General features: G+C 35.3%; 17 protein-coding genes and 1 tRNA gene. 3 read left to right on the top strand and 15 right to left on the bottom strand.

Annotated elements, in window-relative coordinates; translation table 11 throughout:
• Window positions 1-24: 24 nt before the first annotated feature.
• On the bottom strand, window positions 25-645 hold the full coding sequence (ccmA, locus tag WBP_RS00090; RefSeq protein ID WP_167895704.1) for a heme ABC exporter ATP-binding protein CcmA: 621 nt from the start codon (window positions 643-645) through the stop codon (window positions 25-27).
• Between the two features lie 3 nt (window positions 646-648).
• On the bottom strand, window positions 649-1,080 hold the full coding sequence (locus WBP_RS00085; RefSeq protein WP_167895703.1) for a hypothetical protein: 432 nt from the start codon (window positions 1,078-1,080) through the stop codon (window positions 649-651).
• 198 nt (window positions 1,081-1,278) lie between these two features.
• Here WBP_RS00085 and aspS point away from each other — a divergent pair, with 198 nt between their 5' ends.
• Entirely contained in the window at window positions 1,279-3,081 is a 1,803-nt protein-coding gene (gene aspS, locus WBP_RS00080; protein WP_167895702.1) for an aspartate--tRNA ligase, read from the top strand.
• A gap of 54 nt (window positions 3,082-3,135) precedes the next feature.
• Entirely contained in the window at window positions 3,136-4,398 is a 1,263-nt protein-coding gene (locus WBP_RS00075; RefSeq protein WP_167895701.1) for an MFS transporter, read from the top strand.
• Window positions 4,399-5,573: 1,175 nt separating this feature from the next.
• Here WBP_RS00075 and WBP_RS00065 read toward each other — a convergent pair.
• From WBP_RS00065 to era, 7 genes are all read right to left on the bottom strand, one after another.
• Window positions 5,574-5,660 (bottom strand) — tRNA-Ser (locus tag WBP_RS00065).
• Between the two features lie 68 nt (window positions 5,661-5,728).
• Window positions 5,729-5,842 (bottom strand): phage BR0599 family protein, encoded by a 114-nt coding sequence (locus WBP_RS05295; protein ID WP_246166130.1) that lies wholly within the window; start codon window positions 5,840-5,842, stop codon window positions 5,729-5,731.
• On the bottom strand, window positions 5,814-6,065 hold the full coding sequence (locus WBP_RS05290; RefSeq protein WP_246166150.1) for a hypothetical protein: 252 nt from the start codon (window positions 6,063-6,065) through the stop codon (window positions 5,814-5,816). Before WBP_RS05290 ends, WBP_RS05295 begins: the two co-directional genes overlap by 29 nt.
• Before the next feature lie 214 nt (window positions 6,066-6,279).
• A complete protein-coding gene (locus WBP_RS05285) occupies window positions 6,280-6,501 on the bottom strand; it encodes a baseplate hub domain-containing protein (protein ID WP_246165972.1) in 222 nt (73 codons plus the stop codon).
• Window positions 6,502-6,927: 426 nt separating this feature from the next.
• Window positions 6,928-8,886 (bottom strand): WD0745 family porin, encoded by a 1,959-nt coding sequence (locus WBP_RS00055; protein WP_167895700.1) that lies wholly within the window; start codon window positions 8,884-8,886, stop codon window positions 6,928-6,930.
• A gap of 1,055 nt (window positions 8,887-9,941) precedes the next feature.
• Entirely contained in the window at window positions 9,942-10,769 is an 828-nt protein-coding gene (locus tag WBP_RS00050; RefSeq protein ID WP_167895699.1) for a 3'-5' exonuclease, read from the bottom strand.
• Window positions 10,762-11,646, bottom strand: coding sequence for a GTPase Era (gene era, locus WBP_RS00045; RefSeq protein WP_167895698.1), 885 nt, complete (start codon window positions 11,644-11,646; stop codon window positions 10,762-10,764). The genes WBP_RS00050 and era overlap by 8 nt, the downstream gene beginning before the upstream one ends.
• Window positions 11,647-11,806: 160 nt before the next feature.
• On the opposite strand from era, the gene WBP_RS00040 reads away from it, so the two are divergent.
• On the top strand, window positions 11,807-13,000 hold the full coding sequence (locus WBP_RS00040; protein WP_167895697.1) for a hypothetical protein: 1,194 nt from the start codon (window positions 11,807-11,809) through the stop codon (window positions 12,998-13,000).
• Between the two features lie 415 nt (window positions 13,001-13,415).
• On the opposite strand, the gene WBP_RS00035 is transcribed toward WBP_RS00040, so the two are convergent.
• The 6 genes from WBP_RS00035 to hemE all read right to left on the bottom strand — a co-directional run bounded on the left by WBP_RS00035 (window position 13,416) and on the right by hemE (window position 20,012).
• On the bottom strand, window positions 13,416-13,556 hold the full coding sequence (locus tag WBP_RS00035) for a GIY-YIG nuclease family protein (RefSeq protein ID WP_167895696.1): 141 nt from the start codon (window positions 13,554-13,556) through the stop codon (window positions 13,416-13,418).
• A gap of 551 nt (window positions 13,557-14,107) precedes the next feature.
• Window positions 14,108-15,385 (bottom strand): serine hydroxymethyltransferase, encoded by a 1,278-nt coding sequence (gene glyA / locus WBP_RS00030; RefSeq protein WP_167895695.1) that lies wholly within the window; start codon window positions 15,383-15,385, stop codon window positions 14,108-14,110.
• 49 nt (window positions 15,386-15,434) lie between these two features.
• A complete protein-coding gene (locus WBP_RS00025) occupies window positions 15,435-16,646 on the bottom strand; it encodes an MFS transporter (RefSeq protein WP_167895694.1) in 1,212 nt (403 codons plus the stop codon).
• 978 nt (window positions 16,647-17,624) lie between these two features.
• Window positions 17,625-17,738 (bottom strand): SMR family transporter, encoded by a 114-nt coding sequence (locus tag WBP_RS05280; RefSeq protein WP_225416123.1) that lies wholly within the window; start codon window positions 17,736-17,738, stop codon window positions 17,625-17,627.
• A gap of 77 nt (window positions 17,739-17,815) precedes the next feature.
• Window positions 17,816-19,009: a pyridoxal phosphate-dependent aminotransferase gene (locus tag WBP_RS00010; protein WP_011256204.1), complete on the bottom strand. Its 1,194-nt coding sequence runs from the start codon at window positions 19,007-19,009 to the stop codon at window positions 17,816-17,818.
• A gap of 61 nt (window positions 19,010-19,070) precedes the next feature.
• A complete protein-coding gene (gene hemE, locus WBP_RS00005; protein ID WP_369799992.1) occupies window positions 19,071-20,012 on the bottom strand; it encodes a uroporphyrinogen decarboxylase in 942 nt (313 codons plus the stop codon).
• Window positions 20,013-20,087 lie beyond the last annotated feature (75 nt).

The raw sequence follows: 20,087 nt of genomic DNA, 5'->3' as shown, positions 1-20,087 counted from the left end.
CTTGATATACATGGCGAGAGGATGTCAGCTATAACTATTGAAATTACACACGTCGATTGTTGTAAAACTACACAATTGCTCTGTAGAGCTGTGTCCTGTAATAATTACTATACCATTTTGCTCAGAGCGTACTGAAATTAAATTTAGCACTAATTCACACGTTGCACTATCAAGATTACAAAATGGTTCATCTACTAGCCAAACACTTGCATCAGAAACCAAGAGGCGAGCAAGTGCAACCCTCCTTTTCCAACCTGCAGAAAGTTCACCATATTTAATATTAAATACAGGCTGTAACTGCAAACAACAAATAGCAGCTATAATCAATTCCTTAGTATTTCGTATTCCTGCCCAGAATTCTATGTTTTGAGCAACAGTTAAGCTATCCTTACAGGCGTTTTTATGCCCTATATAGACCATAGAAGGTATATAGGATTTTAGGTCATCATATATATCTTTTTTGCAATATCTTATATTACCTGATGCCGGTGGCAATAGTCCAGATAAACTTCTAATTAAGCTGGTTTTACCACTACCATTTGGACCGGTAATTAAGACCTTTGACTTTGGCTTAGCTTTAAAACTAAGATTTTTAAATAACACTTTGTCATTATAAATACAGGATAAATTTTCACATTCGAGCATGAATTATTTGCCTTTCCCTTTATGTTTACCATGAGTTGAAGCTTGAGCTTCTACAAATAGCTCCCAAAACCCTTTCCTACCACTTTCTCTTTTCATTAATTGTGCCAAACGCTGCATCAATCCACCATCTTGCATAACCATTTGTGTCCATTTACCTATTGGCTTTGCAATTTCAACTATTTCTGGATCCTCTTTGTAAACCTGTATACCATTTTGACTCTCACGTAGTATTCCCTGACGTTTTATTAGCTTTCTCTGCTTATCTTTTTGATATAATTTATTGAATTTCCTGCCTTCTTCCCATTCTTCTCCAAGAACTTTCTTAGGAAACATGATCTTTCTAATTCGATCCCTGTACATTTTTCTAAAAAAGAAAAACACCGCAGCTACAGCAAGCAATGTTATGCTATATATTATGATCTGTACAAATAGCATTCTCCGTGTTTAAATTTTAAAATACCCTTATCATTATATCACAATTATAGAAATTCTGCAAACTTCTGTGTGAGCAAAGACAGCACAAAGCAGTATTTCTTTACCTCGCAAATCGCCTAAATATACGACGAATGGACTTGTATACAATAAGGTTTATTTTTATACTTCTAAGAATTGCGTAGTGGAGGACGCACTGATATGAACTACTATAAAACCCACACGTGCAACGAATTAAGGAAGAACGATGTAGAAAAGGAAGTTACCCTTTCTGGGTGGATGTACCGCAAACGCGACCATGGGAATCTAATTTTTGTTGACTTAAGAGACTTTTATGGAATTACTCAGCTGGTATTCAATAACGACAAAGATTTTTTTTGTAAGATATCAGATCTAAAACCGGAGAGTGTAATTACTGTTACAGGAATAGTCAAAGCTAGAACTGAGGATACGATAAACATTTCTATTTCGACAGGAGAAATTGAAGTTACAGTCAACAACTTACAAATCGAGTCAGAAGTTGAGTTTCATCACAATGAAGAAACAGCAAAAGAAGAAAGGAGTATATTAGCAAGCATTGCAGATGATCAGGAATACCCAGAAAATATGAGATTTAAATATCGGTTTCTTGACTTAAGGCGTGAAAAAGTCCGCAACAATATCGTTCTGCGCTCACAAATCATTGCAGAGCTTCGCAAATTCATGATAGAGCAAGGATTTTTGGAAATTCAAACTCCAATACTTACTGCTTCGTCTCCTGAAGGAGCACGTGACTATTTAGTGCCAAGTAGGTTAAATCCTGGTAAGTTTTATGCATTGCCACAAGCTCCGCAAATTTTTAAGCAGTTATTAATGGTCTCAGGGTTTGATAAATACTTTCAAATTGCACCATGTTTTCGCGATGAAGATGCAAGGGCTGACCGTTCCCCAGGAGAGTTTTACCAGCTAGATCTTGAAATGTCTTTTGTAACTCAAGAGGACGTATTTCAAGTTATTGAATCTACCTTATACAAAGTGTTTGCCAAATTTTCTCGCAAGTCTGTCGATAAAGGTTTTTCACGTATTACCTACAAAGAGGCAATGCTTAAATACGGCTCTGACAAGCCAGATTTACGTAATCCACTATTAATTAGCGATGTTACAGAAATCTTTCGTGACTCAGAATTCAATATTTTTAAGAGCAACATCGAACGTGGTATGGTAGTGAGAGCCATCCCTGCTCCTAAAACAGCAGAGGAACCTCGTAGTTTTTTTGATAAAAAGATAGAACACACACAAAAAGAATTTGGTGCTAAAGGTCTTGGATATATAACATTTAATAAAGATGGTACTGCAAAAGGACCGATTGCTAAATTTCTTGATGACAATAGGCTAAATCACATAAGAGAAGCAACAAACATAAAGCCTGGAGACAGCGTGTTTTTTGCTTCTGACAAAGAAAATGAAGCAGCAACAATTGCAGGAAAAGTACGTACTCTCTTAGGGTCAGAACTAGGCCTCATAGATAACAATATCTTCAAGTTCTGTTGGGTTGTTGATTTTCCATACTTCGTGTATGACGATAAAAGTAAAAAAATCGATTTCTTTCATAACCCATTTTCCATGCCACATGGTGGTTTGAAAGATCTAGAGGAAAAAAATCCACTGGATATCCTTGCTTACCAATATGACCTTGTTTGCAATGGAATAGAATTATCAAGCGGGGCAATTCGCAATAACAAACTGGATATCATGTATAAGGCTTTTGCCACTGCAGGCTATAATAAAGAAGAAGTCAATAAGAAATTTGGTGCACTTGTGCGTGCATTTAGATTTGGAGTACCACCTCATGGTGGAATAGCACCAGGAATTGACAGAATAGTTATGTTGCTTGCCGATGCACCAAACATTCGTGAGATAACCTGTTTTCCCATGAATCAGCAGGGTGAAGATGCTCTAATGGATGCCCCTTCTAAGGTGGATAATAAGCACTTACGTGAGTTGTCTTTAAAGGTTGTTGAATGAAAATTCCATAACGAAGCATACCAATCAACAATATACTATAACAAATTAAAAATCATGAATAATATTCAAAAAGCAATACTATCAGGTATAATCTGCAATATGATTGTATGGTATGAATTAACTCTATTTGGAGTCTTAACACACATAATAAGCAATGTTTTCTTTCCTTCGGAAAGTGATTATTTAAGCACAATCAAATTTCTTGGCAGTTTTGCAGTCGGGTTTGGATTTAGGCCACTCGGTGCATTTATTTTTGGCTACATCGGAGATAAGTACGGTAGAAGGAAAGTTTTGCTAGCTTCTGTAATATTAGTTTCGATATCATCTACTGCAATTGCAGTCATACCAGATTTTAAAGAAATAGGAATACTCTCCCCTATATTGCTTCTGCTTTGTAGAATAGTACAAGGAACAGCAGCTGGTGGAGAAACAAGTATTAACTCAGCTTTTTTAATAGAACATTCAAGTGATAAAAAAGATCTAGGTTTTTTAGGTAGCATGAAAGCTTTCAGCGGCGCCCTTGGTTCCATTACATGCTTTTTAATGATAGCCATTGTTAAAAAATTTACAGGTGAAAATTATGAAATTTGGGGATGGAGGTTGCTTTTCTATTTCTGCTCTATTATGGGTATAATAGGTTTTTTAACAAGATACATAATGGAAGAAAGCTTAGCGTACAAGACTCATGACCAAAATAAAAGCTTATCTAATTCTCCATTTTTGGAACTAATCAGGAGCTATAAAAAGGCATTTATGATAGCAATTGGGCTTGGTATCGCCCAAAATGCAATTGTCTACTCAGCAATCATGTTTTACAACATATCTGTAAAAGAGCTTATCCTTTCAGGCATTGATATTAAAAATGTAGTAAGGATTACAGTTGAAATTACATTTGGGACATCTGCAGTGCTGTTCGCAATATTATCTGATAAAGTCGGAAGAAAAAATGTGATGGTTCTTATATTAATAGCTTTAGCCTGCGCTGGATTACCAGCGTTTTCGCTACTATCATATGACAATCACTATATTGTAACACTCACTTTTCTATTAATAAGCATACCGATAGGTGCATCTTTTGGAATATACAATTCTCTTGTTTGCGAGTTACTTCCAACGAAAGTTAGGTGTACGGGCTTTAGCCTAGCACATAATATATCTGCAGGAATTTTTGGCGGAATTTCTCCATCCATATGTATGTGGCTTATAGAAAAAACTGAAACAGAGCTTGCAGCAGGTTTTTACCTTACCATGTGTGCATTGATTAGCTTAATATATGTATTGCAAATTAAAACCGAAGATAAAAAAGTCGATTGGTGAAGTTTTTTCACATAGTAATATAAATAGACTAGAAATTTTAAATAGCTAAAACTTTTACTCTAAACCTAGTAGTTTTGCATTCTCCAAGGCACTGCAAATATTTCATATCTAGTAGTTTTTTTATAATTTCCTCTACTGTTCTTGAAGGAAATCCTAGAGCTTCTATGGCATTTTTCTACTAAATTTCTTATCTACAAGGCCAAGTGCCCATTTCCAGAAGAGCAATTGTTTTTGTGATAATAAATATTCAGTATTTTCTCTCTCAAGAATACAATGCGCCTCACTTGCTTGAGTTTTAAGTATGTTGAGAAAAAATATCAACTATAGGAAAATATCTTTTTTATTACTTTTTTAACGCTTTATATTTTATTAAGCGCTAAATAGTAACCAAGTTTGTTAGTTTCAATTACCTTTTCATGTGCACAGTAGATACAAAACCATAATCCTACTGCAATAGCATTAAATTAGTTATTAATCTACTAGTTATATACCATTCCCATCTTGAAAAGGATGTATTGCCAAATATTCAAAAAAAAGTTAGCAACAATAATAAGAGGATGTTTAAAGTCTATTATTTAAGGATCAGTGATATTAATTAATAAACCCCTGTACTTCTTTTTTAACAAGGTAAGGAGGTGTAGGGCCAAGAACTATACCAACTATATTTTCATTCTGATTTTTTACCTCAACTCTATTAGGGCTTGTTTTATATTTCCCCCCCCTATGTATAGGTCCTTATCACTATAGAGTATCATCTGGTTGTTGACGTGCAATATGTAATAACTTACTAATTGTAATATTCACATAATCATGAAATATTAGTTTAAGCATTTCTAAGTAGCCAGCAACTTTTTGCTCATCCCTATTTTTAAATTTTCTAATACGTAATTTTCATATAGATCCTTAACTTCTTTATCGGTTAGGCTGTCCCCTTCAATACGGTTAGAAGCACCAGAAGATATAACAATAACCTAGTGGACTAATCTTTTTCAATAGCGTGTGGTAGTGTTTTTTGTTATTTACCAGCTATTTTTAACACCGTCAATTGCAGTAATCAACTCATATACTTGCTCATTACAGGTGCCCCTAGGTCAAGGGGCATACTAAGATGAAAATTTTTCCAGTCCATATTTTTCTCACATGCATATTATGTGAGATTATGTGATAAAAGTCAACGGAAAAGGGGGGATTCGAACCCCCGACATAGTTTCATATGTGCACGCTTTCCAAGCGTGTGCTTTAGACCACTCAGCCACCTTTCCACACTACTTATAATAGTGAAAATTATGCCACTGAACAAGTTTAACTGTAAAAACCAGGTATATAAGGTTTACCACGAAAAACTTACAGCATTGTTAAATCTGCTTTTGCACGTTGAAAATGTTTTATCGCAATCTGTAAGTATCGAACATTTATCACCAGCAAAAATTTGGCATGTAGGCAAAGCAAACAACTACTTTTTCTATACTCTTTATCGCACCTTCAAATGCTGTATATGCTACTGAGCCAAAAAATTTCACTATTCTATGCTTATAACACCCATTGCTCTCAGTTAAATTAGTGTCTTCAAATCTTTTTTCGTCTATCACTTTAGTAATCGTACTTACTCTGCTAAATTTCCTAGCATCAGCTTTACAGCTACTATCACAAAATTGCGTTCTGCACATAGGAGAATATAACTTTGCTATGTTCCCTCTAAGCTTTGCTAAGAATTCTCTATTTCAACGATAAATTACCTACTATCTAATGTTACTTTATCAAAAGTTCCGAATGTAGATTCATTTCCCTTGACTCACATCTTTGTAATTTACAAGAAATATCTCAATATTTGCAAAGTCATACTTTCCTGATAAAACTCTCCTTCCTTAATATCATCACCATTTAACATTCCTTTATTCCCAGGTTATCAGTCTTTAAGTCGCTGTTTAATACTATACTACTGGTTGTGAATCCACTTGAAGATTTATAGAGTATATTACTGATATTTAAACCCTCATCATAACCAGTGGACCTCATTACTTTTTCACCAACAAGCGTCAATTTCCAGCATGTAGCGATGGTAAGTAACCCTCCAGCTAAATGTTTTTTTAATGTGGGTTGCATAGCTACCTCTTGTTTTCATATGAAAAAATTACGCCAACGAGCTTATTGTTATTTTTCAGATTCCAATATCATCTACCTTGATAAAAAAACCACTAGAATGGCAATTCACAACTGCTAAAAAGAGCTGTTAAGATGATAACACTGTTACACTTCCTTGAATTAGCACCCCTAATATCTAAATGACGTTATAGCTTAGTTCATGGTTATTGATTACTCTGGCCCAGTGCTCGATTTGTTGCAGCATGGAACAAGATTGTACTATTTCCTCAAACCCTCTATCAAGATCCACTGTTATATCCATGATATCGTTACTTTCATTTTAACCTATTGTACATATATTGAAAAATTTTTCAACATAAATAACCCTGAAAGCCTAAATAGATGACACTGAAAATACACACCACAGCTGTGGTGTGTATTATTCAATTAGAAAGAAAATTTCATACCAGTAAGGAAGAGAACCCCTTGGTTAGAAGGTGCTATGCCTGAACTATCTTTTTTTGTAATCTTATACCCACCACCTTGCTTCTCATCAGTTTTAAAATAATGGAGAGATGCATAAGGAACAAACTTGCCCTTACTGGAAGCAGGAGAGAGATCATACTGAATACCAAATGCAACATCGTGAAGCTTATCTCCATCACTCATCTTACTACCAAAGTATGTCAAGCTTATGTAGAAATTCTCATGTTGATAACCAGCTCCTGCAGTCCAATACATAGTATTTTTATCATCTCCTTTAAATTGATCTTCGAGTTCTTTCACTCTCTTGTCATCATCAGTAACACCTTTACCATCAATTTTTTGATAGACATTACCAACCAATTTTTCAATACCCTTTGGTTGACCAGATTTGCCCAAATATGCAAAGGAGGCAGCAAATTTTACACCTTGATCTTCATTAATATTACAGTCAGCACTTATACCTAAATTAACACCCATCAGATCATTATACTCCACATATTCCTTATAAGCATACTTAGTACCGTCTGGTTCTTTTGCTTGACCATATTCACCAACTGCAGCAACTTTAACTTTTACCTTACGTTCGCTAAAGTCATATTCATATGATGCACCAGCACTTACTATGTGCTCATAGTCTGGACCAACATGTTTTATGTTATCACCATCCTTTATAACAAACAAATTACTGTCATAGCGAGGTGAGTAGCTAACACCAAATCTTGCCCCCATATAATTTGGTGAGTAGTAAGCAAATCTAAATGGTAATGTAGTCATAACGTTTTTATGATATTTCCCTGCCATACGGAAAGAAAGTTTTTCACTTTCACTTGAGAAACTTTCAGTGTAAAGACGTGGTGTTACATAAAATGGAAAGCTTGCAGCACTTCCTTCCAAGTTCACTTTTCTGAACCAGTCACTATCTGCAGCTCCGTCAATAGTTGCAATCCTTGTTGCATCAAGCCTCATCAGGGCCTCAGGACCAAACTGATAACCAAGTTTCAAGTCACCATATCTCGAACTCAAAAACACATGTGCACTTCTACCCCTTGTAGCACGAACACCCTGTGAAGCCCCTTTGCCTTCTGTCACTGGAACTTGGAATTGCACATCAGCACCATAAAGAAGACCTTTATCTTCATTTTTATCTTCTGCTCTTAAATGTAATATTGCATCTGCAATCATATCTATGTCTTCGCTATAATCACCAATATTTCCTATCCCGCTAGGAAATATTGGATTTGCTCCTTTTACCTTGTCCGAAATATCCTCATAGTAACCTGTAGATTTGCCCGACATAACATTATAATGTTTATAATCTTCACCACTTGGTCCAGCTTTACCATAACCTTGAGCATCAACAACACCACCAAAAGTTATTTTCAAACCACTTGTTCCTTGGTTAGTGTCAATAACATCAACGCCACCGACCAAGATAACAGGGCTTGCTTCACCTTTTTTTTCTGCATTTTGACCAACAATTTTTACATCTTTCTTAAAATTCTTCTTTACATCTCTAGCTTTCTGAGTTTCTGTACCCCTAGTCTTTGAACTCTCTACATTAGAGTTCTTAGCATTTAAAGGTTTCGCTTTCTTTTCACTTGCTAGCTTCATCTCCTTTCTTTTCTTCTCAGCTAGTTCCTCTTTCTTTTTCTCAGCTGCTAACTTGAGCTCCTCTTTCTTCTTAAGCTCTTCAGCTTTTTTTCTTGGATCAGCATTACATATCCTGTCCATTTTCTCTTTTAGCCTTTTGTTTGATGTCTTCATAACTTCCATTTTTTCAGAAGTTATGATTGACTTTATGTTCTCTTGCTTTTTTACTCCCTTCATACCTTCATTAAAAGAGTCAGCAGCAAAACCGCTGAAAGAACATAAAGTTAATAAAGAAGCTAGAGCAGTTCTAGTGTAAGTAAATTTTTTCATGAAGTGCCCCCAAAAAATTTCAAAATCATTATCTTAAACGTAAATAGTACAAAAACGTTGAAAACTCAACTTAAAGCAACCTTATAGCTAAAACAAAAACAAAATGCAATACCTCAAAAACAACTTTTTTTAATATCTCCAATATGTACGTTAACTAAAATTTAGCATAGAGGTTTTTCATTTGTCACCCATGTTATAACCCCAATATTCATTCCATGGAAGTAAAATTTTTCTATGATTAGACAATAAAATATTTTATTATTTACTAGAATAGTAATAATAGTTACTAACAGCAATATCAATTTATAGTATAGTTAAGTAATATTGTTTAGTTCTAAATGTATGGATTTTAGTTTCTCTCACAATTGATTTAGTACTGCAGGCAGTACAAATTCAAAAAATAACGATCGGATCACAGAATCTATAATAGAAGATGATGATGAGTTTGAGATTATTGATGAGTTTATAAGTCTTCGTGATTCAAATAAAATATATTCTTTATCTTCTTCTTACCAAATAGATGAAAGTATTGTAGAAATTGCAGGGTTCAATTAAAGAGAAATTATTGAAATGAGTAATTTCTGTAAAATAATTTACGGTAATAACGATGATCAATTAAGCGAAAAAAGTTATAAATCTTCAGTTTGTAATGATGATCTTTTATTACTCCAGAACTTCTACATGAAGATGGAAGAATTCACCGCGGTCTTTACAACTCATTTATAGTTCATAGCCATAATCTTTATGGCGCTTTAAAATCTCATGCTGAAAAGCAAGGATCAAAAATTAAAGATTTTAAAATTAATCTTACAGGCTACAGTATGGAAGGGGCTGTTACTAAGATAGCCGCACGTTGCAACTTTTGGTAACCCAAGGTTTTTTGACCTTACTGGCTAGTGAATTTTATAATAAAGTTTTTCAGGATGAAACCATTAGAATAACTCAACTCAGATTGAGTAAGTAAAAGTCAAGCAACATGAAAACTCTTTATCTATTACAATAGGTTGACAGCTATTATTAAGGAGCAATCTAATAACTGCTTCGTATGCTTGCGCTCATTTAAACTCAACACAAAACCTTCCACCACAAGTTATTTCCCACTCCTCTTTAAATTTTCTTAGGTGCGCTTTTTTTTCACATTCCAAAAGCAGCTCTTCTATATTTTTGTTGTAGCTTCTAGTAGTGATTCTCCCTTGATGATGCATAAATCTCAAGTAAATCAAATAAGTGTTAACTACGTCTGTTTCACAATAATCTCGAATTTCCTGTATTCTACCACTATCATACAAATCTACAACTTGTGACCCGTCAACTCCAATTTTACCAGGAAGATTAAACACTGCACAAACTTCATCCATTTTTACTCTAGCAAAGGCTCCAAAATCAGAGAGAGATTCAAGCAAATCACAATGCCAATTACTACTATATCTTTGATTGTAGCTATTCCACTTATCACCAGCTTTATGAAAATATTCCGCTTGAACGTCATGGACCATAGCACGATATTTTAGCACCGGTATGTCAAAAGTGCGTCCATTAAAAGAAATTAGCCTTGGTTTTTTCTCCGATACGTAGTTAAAAAATCCTTTTACCAGTTCCTTTTCACTGGAATCTAGTGTGCCTTCAGATCTAATTTCCTGAAGGGTAAATACCTCATAATTACTTTGATAGGTTACACTACAAAGTAAAAAACTGATAACTATAACTTGGTGGAAGGGCTGACGCAGAAAAGGGTTTTGTCCGTTTGTTATTTCAAGATGATATTTTGTTAATGCGCTTCTCTTCTCTTTTAAGCTACTATCATCACTAATATTGAGCAAATTCCTGCAGGAGTTTACATCTGGTATAGTCTCAATATCAAATACCAACAAAGAATTAAACATCGTCTATATACTCCTCTGGGCGATCAGTCCAAGGTCGCACTTTCACAAACAAAAACAGATGAACTTTACGCTCAAATAACTTTTCTAATTCAATGCGCGCTTCGATGCCAATTTTTTTAATATTACTCCCACCCTTCCCTAGCACTATTTTTTTATGACTATCTTTCAGCACAAATATTACCTGCTTTATGACCAAACTTTCATCTTTTTTCTCTTCAAATTGTTCAGTTATAACAGCTGTAGAATATGGCAATTCTTCACGCAAATTCAAGAACAATTTTTCTCTTGTGATTTCCGCTGACAAAAAATTCGTCGAGGAATCGGTTACCTGATCTTCTCCATAAAACCAAGGACTTACCGGTGCAACTTCAGATAAGTAATCCATCAGATCAGAAAGTCCATCACTCTTTAATGCTGATATTGTAAAAATTTTTTTTAACTTATAAAGCAAATCCAGATGTTTATACGTCATCTTTAGCTCAGGTTTTTTTACCAGATCAATTTTATTGATAACAAAAATGCACTTCGTTTTCGTGTGCCGCAGCCGTGTGAATATGGTTTTGATTCTTTCTATGTTTTTTAAATAACTGCTCGCATCAATAAGCAACAAAATGACATCATCGCCCTTGATTGCCGACCACGCAGATTTGACCAGAGCTTTCTCAAGTTTTGTTTCCGCCGAAAATATCCCTGGAGAGTCAGTAAAGATAATTTGTGCCTCATTATATATTGCAATACCCCTTGTTTGCGTTCTCGTTGTTTGCACTTTGGGAGTAACTATTGCAATTTTCTTACCAGTGATGCTGTTAATTAGTGTGGACTTCCCTGCATTTGGTAAACCTGCTATGGTGACAAATAAGCATTTTTGTTCTTTCACAAAGGGGATTGTAAAGAAAACTGGATTCTAGTGTCAAGCATGACAATGAGGAAAATTCTAAAATAACAAACTTCAAGAAGATCTTATATAAAATCTGACATTTAAGGAAATTATACTTTTTTCATGCATCTTACAAGTTTAATAATCAACGTAGAGTGATATGGCAGATAATTTATATCTTTATAAGGGGTCAGTAAAAATCACAGAAATGACATTAAATCTAAATGAAGCTAAAATTATAGTTTATGAAGATAGTGGAGGTAACAAATATACCCTAGATGCTTCAGGTATTTCTACTCTAACTAATATTGATGATATCAAGTTAAGCGATCTGCTGGAAGGAAAGGTAAAATTTATATATCAGAAAAAAGATAGTAACGCAATCCAAATAAAAGGCCTTGGTAATATTATAAGTACATTACTTGCTACACAAAAAGCTGTAGATGGTGAATCAATCCTTGCAGAAGAAGTATCAAAAAAGCCTGTTGTAGATACTATACTTAAAGCAACAGATCTCGTTAATTTGAATAAAAACATTGTTGAAACTGAACTAGAAGACAAGTTTGTTAAAAAAGACGCTTCCAATTTGACAGATGCAGTAAATCAAAAAGCTTTTGCAGAGAAAATACTTCCTGCAAAAGACGGCCAAAAATCAATCCTAGTGGAAAAACTTGGTGGACTTCTTGGTGAACCTGGTGCAGTGTACGGCGACAGTAATCCCAAAATAACAGCTAAGGATTTCTTAGCCGAAAAAGCCTCACTTGTCAAAACTGATGGTTCAAACATTGTAACTCAAACAGACAAAGGAAAAGCTTTAGTAGAAGCAATACTTAATGCAAAAGAACCCATTAGCAATAAAGAGGTAAAGATAGTTGAAACTGAATTAGCTAAGACGTTTGTTAAAACCGCTGACCTTGGAACACCAGCTGTAGCAGGAAAAGTATTTGATGCAAAAGACGGCCAAAAATCAATCCTAGTGGAAAAACTTGGTAGATTTCTTGATACCACTAGTACAGAGTATAGCAATCAAACAGCAAAGGTTTTCTCAGGTGAAAAAGGAACGAAACCAACAGCTGAAGAAGTAGTTACTAAACTACTTGCTAATAACAAAAAAGATTTAACTGATGAAGTTGCACAGAACCCAGGTTTGCGCGCTGCTGTAACAAGTAACTCAGGGTTACGAGGTACAGTGATAGATAATTTGAAAGGTGACACAGATTTTAAAACTGATATTACAATCCAGGTTGACGCTAAAGACCCAGCATTTCAAGGCTTTGTGAGAGAAATAATATCACAACCGTCTTTTGAGATTCCAACAAGTGATGATGCTCCACTTTCTTGGGATTGGATTTAAGATACTTGGATAACGTTCACCATGTTATTCCTGTACTTTTTTGTCATTTCAGCGTGTGACGCTGGAATCTAGTCGATTTTGCCCTCGCGTTTGATATAGATTCCAGGATAATAGAAGCAAACCTTCGTTAGTTATAAATTCCAGTGTCACGCACTGGGATTTACCCTTTTGGTAGGTCCAAATCGTAATGCTTATACAGTCCAGCTACTTTTATGGCACTAACCTTTGCCATTCCAATGCCACTGGGATTTATGTATTTTTTCCTGGTCATGTGCTAGAATGACACCTTATTTTCCTACCATTCCAGTGCGTGGTACTGGGATTTTAATTTTATTTTATGATTTCCTCATATAAATCAGCTTAATATGGATTTCTCTTCACAAGAGAACCAATTTTCCATTCTCTTTTCTAGCTTTTAGTAGTTTTTCTCTATTAAAGACAATTTAACGTCTTGAAATTCCTCAAAGTAAACTAACTTTTGCACATTATGTTTCAATGTAAAGCTAGGAGTGACCTTGTTCTTATGTTCCCAAACCTGTTTAACTAAATTTGACATGACACCTAATATATAGAGCTCTATTGTGTTTACTTGCAAGTATACAAATATAATAACTTTTCATATATAGTAAATAAATTTAATATTTTCTACCATCCCATGGTTTTCCAGTATGAGAAGCCAATGTCACACACTGAGGTATCGGCAGCCCCTATTTCATATACCGTGAGAACTGCGGTATCTCTCAGCTGCTAACAAGCAGCAAAATGACGGTAGCTATAAATATTAAAAAATTTACTAAATAAAAAAAGCAAAAGATATTCAGTGGTAGATAGTGTTACCCTCTAATCCTGCAAATTGGCATATTATACTGTCTTAAACGCTTTACAAGCGAGTTTCAGCTTATATAGGTAAAAACTTAAAAATGCTATGAAGACATAAGGTACATATAGTGCAAAAAATAAAACACAAGACGCCAACTATGTAATACTTTGTCATTTTAATCTGCACAGATTGAAGATAACTGAATACCTTCAGCATCATGATTAATAGAGTGGGCTAGCGAGGTTTATTAAGTGGTTTTTTGCAGCTCTCATGGCTTATAGCAACTACTAATAAATAGGAAAATCATCACAAATCTTTTTAACTTTATTTTTCACTATTCTCTCAACATCTGAGTTGTTTCCGTTAATTAATCCTTGAATCACTTCATTTATTAGGTCAGCTATTTCTTTAAAGTTCTCTGCCTTAAGTCCACGTGTCGTCTCAGCAGCAGTGCCAAAACGTAGTCCTGAAGTAATAGTCGGTTTTTCCATGTCAAATGGTACAGAGTTCTTATTGCAGGTAATACCAGCCCTTTCAAGGCTATCCACAGCGCCTTTTCCAGTCAATTTTTGCGGTCTTAAGTCAACTAGCACTATATGGGAGTCAGTGCCACTGGTTATAACGCTCAGCCCATGCTTTTGCAACGCTTGAGCTAGCACTTTCGCATTCTCCACAACTCTTTTGATATAGGCTTTAAACTCTGGCGCCAATGCCTCTTTAAATGCAACAGCTTTTGCAGCTATCACATGCATAAGCGGCCCACCTTGTAACCCTGGGAAAACTGCAGATTGAACTTTTTTATGTAGTGCTTCATCATTTGTTATTACCACTCCACCGCGAGGACCACGCAGAGTTTTGTGAGTCGTGGAAGTTATAATATGCGCATATTTAGCAGGGGACGGATACTCACCCGCTGCAATAAGTCCAGCATAGTGAGCAATATCTGCAAGTAAATATGCACTAACTTTATCTGCAATCTCGCGAAAGCGCTTGAAATCCATTCTTCTTGGGTAAGCAGAAGCACCAGCTATGATCAATTTTGGCTTATGTTCGAGTGCTAGTCTTTCCACTTCGTCCATATCAAGCAGACAGGTACCTTTGTCAACTGCATATTGAATCGATTTAAACCACTTACCAGAAAGATTCGGCGCCGCACCATGAGTTAAATGTCCTCCACAACTTATTGATAACCCAAGTATTGTATCTCCTGGAGTGAGTAGTGAAGCAAATACTGCTTGATTCGCTTGAGAGCCAGAGTGAGGTTGAACATTTGCAAATCTAACATCAAACAGCTTACAGAGTCTTTCTATAGCCAAATTCTCAACTTCATCCACATACTCACAACCACAGTAATACCTTTTGCCTATATAACCTTCTGCATACTTATTAGTCAGAAAAGAACCTTGTGCTTCCATTACCGCTTTACTTGCAAAATTCTCTGATGCAATCAGTTGCAATTGCGATCTTTGACGCTGCATCTCTCTCTCTATAGATTGATAAATCTCGTCATCAAGAAACTTTAAACTATTCTTAGAGTCATAGATTCTCTCTGAAACATTTGTCATAGGTAAAACTCCACTTCAATCTAATAATACCAAAATACCATAAGCAATTTCAAGACCTTTTCTTTAACCAAACGAACCAAAAAACAGCCAAAAGTAGACATATAGGAATAATTGATATTGCTTTTATCAGCAGCTCAGAACCATATACAGGATTTCCTTGTATTACCGTTCTATCCCAACATAAATCTACTATTTTTGCGATTCCAGTGTGAAAAAAATAGCCAAAAACCATAATTATCATGTTTGACACAGCTGTAGTCAGGCCTACCAAGCTATTGTCCACATAACTTATTGCTTTATAAATGGCAATCACTTGGTATCCAGATGCAAAGCCAATAATAAGAAGTGTAGGCAGTACAACATATAGACCGCCAGCTTGTGCAAAAAGCAAGAGAAAACTAGCAATCATTGCAAGAGAACATGCAATAATTGCTTCGTAGTGCCTATTTGGATGCCTCTCCAGGAAGTAAGCTAAAAAGAACGACCCAGCTCCCATGCCTATAAACATGAGAGAAGAAAGCAAGGACGCTAGATCTCCGGTCATTTGATATACTTCACATAAGAATGCCTTTGCCCAACCATCAGCAAAACCCTCTAAAGGACCAACCATTAAGCCACTAAAAAAGCTGATTAGAATGATATGCTTGTTGAAAAGCACAGTTTTTAAATCTTGAAATACATTGCCACTTACATTCTTCTCTGTACTATTGTTTGGTGTTATGAAGAATAGAAGCAGAGCAAGTAAACAACCAAACGTTGAGAAAACGTATATAACATAATCCCAACCAAACTTATTGAACAAAAAATTCAGGGGTAGTCCGCCATAAATAGCTCCCAGCAATCCTACTATTATAGATAAACTGGCCATTTTTGCCGATTTTTTCTGCGAAAAATATGTGCTTGCAATTTTGAAGATTCCAATTGCTGAAGCAGATGATCCAACTCCAACAATTATTCTACTAAATGTTAAGTAATACCACTCATCAAAGTATATGAGCGGTAATGTTCCAACAAACGTTAAAACAACACATATAGGCAAAACAAATTTTGGTCCGAACCTATCAAGGGCAAAACCAACAGGTATGTGAGCAAATGTGTAGCCTATATAGTATAGCCCACCAAATTGACCAATATCTGCAATGCTTATGTTAAACTTTGTTATTAATTCAGGTGCGATTATGTTTGGGATTACGCGTAATATATACTGGTATGCGTAGAATAGCGATGCTAATAACCATATTAAAAAATTTCTCTGTAGCATCAACTTCACCTCAAACTTAGGATTATAGGTACTTTATTTACAAAGAACAATATTTTTATAAACACTTAGTTTAATTTATCGAAATTTAACAGAGCTAAATTCATAGCAAATAAGTAATTATACATCAACTAAATTTTTGGTGTTAGCTGCTTAAACGGAAAAAGGTATTTTAAATAGAGATTTTTTATCTCATTTACGATTTTTCTACCATTTCCGCTACTAGTTCACGGATAAGATATATTAAAAAATTACATCACAGATGATAAAAACATTTATGATTTTGCCCTTATTTATCTTTAATCTTAGGCTTTACTTTTGTTACAAGATCCATTTTATTTATGTTTTTATTCTACAATGAAAATTATATCTAAAATAACACAATTTTTAGTAAAGTTTGGCTTCAGAAACGCTTCAGTTAGCTCAATATTAACCTTTCTGCGTGAAAAATATCCAATGTAACGTTAAAATAAGTTATGAGTATAAGCATAGTAGGTAACACGCTGTAAAATTATATAACAAAATATATCGAACAAATACTTGCCGCACATGTAGGTAATAGATACGGCAAACTTTATGTAGATAAAATAAATAATATCAACTTAATTCAACAAAACGAGGAAAGTGAAGAATTAAACATTGGAAAGGTACTTGCCTAGTCAGTAAAGCCTTTTTCACAAATAAAAGAATCCGAGATAACTCAGGTAAACATCTTCGACATTATCAAAGTATGCATTTATGAACTGTTTACTTTACCTTAATTTTTAGCATATATATTTTTACATCTGGTATTCAATTATTTATTTGGTAAACACTTTCAAGCCTATAATGCCTATCACCACTAAAATAATGGAAAATGAATGCCAAAAATTTACTGGATCATAAAAAAAGCCATTCCCATTATTGCTGCGCCTATAGAACCCGTGCCAGTTCAACCCGCATAAGACGTGTCAAGGGAATGAATTTCATTGCTACCGATAACTAGTAAAGACTTACAGGAGTACAAACCAAAATTATTATTACAGGTAAAATGCGAGTAGAACTACTGCTGTATTTTAGTGCTGTAGTCCATACTATTTCAAATAGACTAGCCAACAACAAATACGTTCAAGCTATACACTAACTCCACTTCACTGATATGTAAGGATATTACACATGAAAGTGTAAAAAAGTTAACTTAGCATTTTACACGCTTTAATAATGCTGTTACACCCAATTTCCAGTTGTTCCTGAGAGGTTGCATAAGAAATTCTAATAAAATTCTTCAGGCCAAACGCAATTCCCGGTATCACAGCAACCAGATGATCTTCCAGCAAGTATTCAGCAAAATCAAGATCGTTATTTATTACTTTACCGCTCTTTGTGCTTTTGCCCAACAAGTCTTTACACGAGACAAACAAATAGAACGCACCTTGCGGAATGGACGCTAATAACCCTGGAGCAGAATTTAGCTTCTCTATTACAAAATCCCTACGACTTTTAAAGATTCCCATTCTTTCCTTCAAAAAGCTATGATCACCATTCAATGCCTCAACTGCTGCTGCTTGCGCTATCGAATTTGGGTTAGAAGTGCTCTGAGACTGCAATGTGGAAATAGCTTTCACTACATCACTTCTACCTGCAATGTAACCTATTCTCCAGCCTGTCATCGCATAAGCCTTTGACACTCCATTGACCACAAAAACCCTATTGTAAAGTTTCGGTTCAACCTGAGCTATGGTGAAGAACTTCTCGTCATATATTATATGTTCGTAAATGTCATCTGTAATAATATTCACATGTGGATATTCAAGCAATACTTGTGCTATGCCTTCCAACTCACCGTACGTATATACAACCCCTGCTGGATTATTTGGTGAGTTGAGAATCAACCACTTAGTTTTTTTGGTCACCTTGTTCTTCAACAATTCCGGTGTCAGTTTTAAGCCTTGTCCACACTCTATCACAACTGGCAAGCCACCAAAAAGGCTTACCATATCAACGTACGAGACCCAATAAGGAGCAGGAATTATAGCTTCATCTCCAGGGTTAACTGTTGCCATAAACAAGTTAAATAATACCTGTTTAGCACCAGCACCAACACAAACCTGACTAAGTGCATACTCAAGATTATTATCCCTTTTTAATTTGCTGATTATTGCCTCTTTAAGTTCACGTGTTCCATCCACAGCAGTATACTTGGTTTTACCTTCATCTATCGCTTGAATGGCCACTTTTTTTATGTGGTCAGGAGTATCAAAATCTGGTTCTCCCGCGGCTAAAATACAGATTTTTTTTCCTTCATCTTTTAACCTATTTGCCTTATCGGTTACAGCAATTGTAGGTGATGGCTTTATCAGGAGCATTCTTTTTGCAAGGTCTGACATAATTTTACTAGAGCTAAACTCAAATAATAAGCCTCGTACAACAAAAAAGCTAGGAATTTTGTTACTGACTCTTCACTAAGTCGACTAGCGCAGCAATATTCTCAATCGGAGTATTAGGAAGCACTCCATGCCCAAGATTAAATATGAAAGGTAAATCTCTAAAGCAATCTATTATGCGCTTCGTTTCTTTAATTGCTTCCATTTTATTGTAGGCCAAAAGGCTAGGATTAAGATTTCCTTGTAAGGGAATTTTTAGGTTTTCTTTTGCCCATTCTATTGGAACGTTATAGTCTATACTCACCGCGGACACACCAGTTTTTTCACAATAATCTTTGTAAAGGCTTCCAGCAGATTTCGGGAAACCTATTATCGGAAAATCAGGAAACTTGCCTTTTATTGCTGAAACAATTTTCTTTGTTGGCTTGATAACACACTCCTCAAATAGTTCTCCTGAGAGTACACCAGCATTACTGTCAAATAACTGAATAACATCTGCTCCAAATTCTATTTGCTTAACCAGATAGGAAATTGTCACTTCCGTTATCTGTTCAATTATCTGCTCTAAACTCGAGGGATGTAGGTTTAACACCTTAGAAAAGGTTTTGCTGCTTCTGCCTTCTATTATGTATGAAGCTACCGTCCACGGCCCTCCAGCAAATCCTATAAGAGACTTTTCTTCTGGCAATTTGTCTCTAACCTTTCTTATAGCATTTAGGATTGGTAAGGTCTTAGTTTCAATTTTCTGTGGATTTCTCAATTCTTTGAAATTCTTTACAGGTTTTATCGTCGGGCCTACACCGCGTACGAAGTCTACATCACAACCTAGAACATCAGCCACTATCAAAATATCTGAAAAAATTATTGCTGCGTCCATGCTAAATCTTGCCACTGGCTGTAATGTTAACTCTACCACTAGGTCTGTGTTGTAGCATATTTCCATAAAACTGCTTGTGTCCTTTACTGCCCTGCGGTATTCAGGAAGAGACCTGCCAGCCTGCCGCATTAGCCAGATAGGTATTTTCCTGCCCTGCTTTCCCTCCTTTATAGTTTTTGATACTACTGCCTTACTACTCCTTAT

This window comes from Wolbachia endosymbiont of Brugia pahangi (assembly GCF_012030695.1).
Taxonomy (GTDB): domain Bacteria; phylum Pseudomonadota; class Alphaproteobacteria; order Rickettsiales; family Anaplasmataceae; genus Wolbachia.
The sequence above is the reverse complement of the archived record's forward strand: the minus strand, read 5'-3'. Positions and strand labels throughout refer to the sequence as shown.

Coding starts and splice junctions, on each gene's coding strand:
- ccmA (WP_167895704.1), bottom strand. CDS start 645: ATGCTCGAATGTGAAAATTTATCCTGTATTTATAATGACAAAGTGTTA.
- WBP_RS00085 (WP_167895703.1), bottom strand. CDS start 1,080: ATGCTATTTGTACAGATCATAATATATAGCATAACATTGCTTGCTGTA.
- aspS (WP_167895702.1), top strand. CDS start 1,279: ATGAACTACTATAAAACCCACACGTGCAACGAATTAAGGAAGAACGAT.
- WBP_RS00075 (WP_167895701.1), top strand. CDS start 3,136: ATGAATAATATTCAAAAAGCAATACTATCAGGTATAATCTGCAATATG.
- WBP_RS05290 (WP_246166150.1), bottom strand. CDS start 6,065: ATGTGCAGAACGCAATTTTGTGATAGTAGCTGTAAAGCTGATGCTAGG.
- WBP_RS05285 (WP_246165972.1), bottom strand. CDS start 6,501: ATGCAACCCACATTAAAAAAACATTTAGCTGGAGGGTTACTTACCATC.
- WBP_RS00055 (WP_167895700.1), bottom strand. CDS start 8,886: ATGAAAAAATTTACTTACACTAGAACTGCTCTAGCTTCTTTATTAACT.
- WBP_RS00050 (WP_167895699.1), bottom strand. CDS start 10,769: ATGTTTAATTCTTTGTTGGTATTTGATATTGAGACTATACCAGATGTA.
- WBP_RS00040 (WP_167895697.1), top strand. CDS start 11,807: ATGGCAGATAATTTATATCTTTATAAGGGGTCAGTAAAAATCACAGAA.
- WBP_RS00035 (WP_167895696.1), bottom strand. CDS start 13,556: ATGTCAAATTTAGTTAAACAGGTTTGGGAACATAAGAACAAGGTCACT.
- glyA (WP_167895695.1), bottom strand. CDS start 15,385: ATGACAAATGTTTCAGAGAGAATCTATGACTCTAAGAATAGTTTAAAG.
- WBP_RS00025 (WP_167895694.1), bottom strand. CDS start 16,646: ATGCTACAGAGAAATTTTTTAATATGGTTATTAGCATCGCTATTCTAC.
- WBP_RS00010 (WP_011256204.1), bottom strand. CDS start 19,009: ATGTCAGACCTTGCAAAAAGAATGCTCCTGATAAAGCCATCACCTACA.
- hemE (WP_369799992.1), bottom strand. CDS start 20,012: ATGCGGCAGGCTGGCAGGTCTCTTCCTGAATACCGCAGGGCAGTAAAG.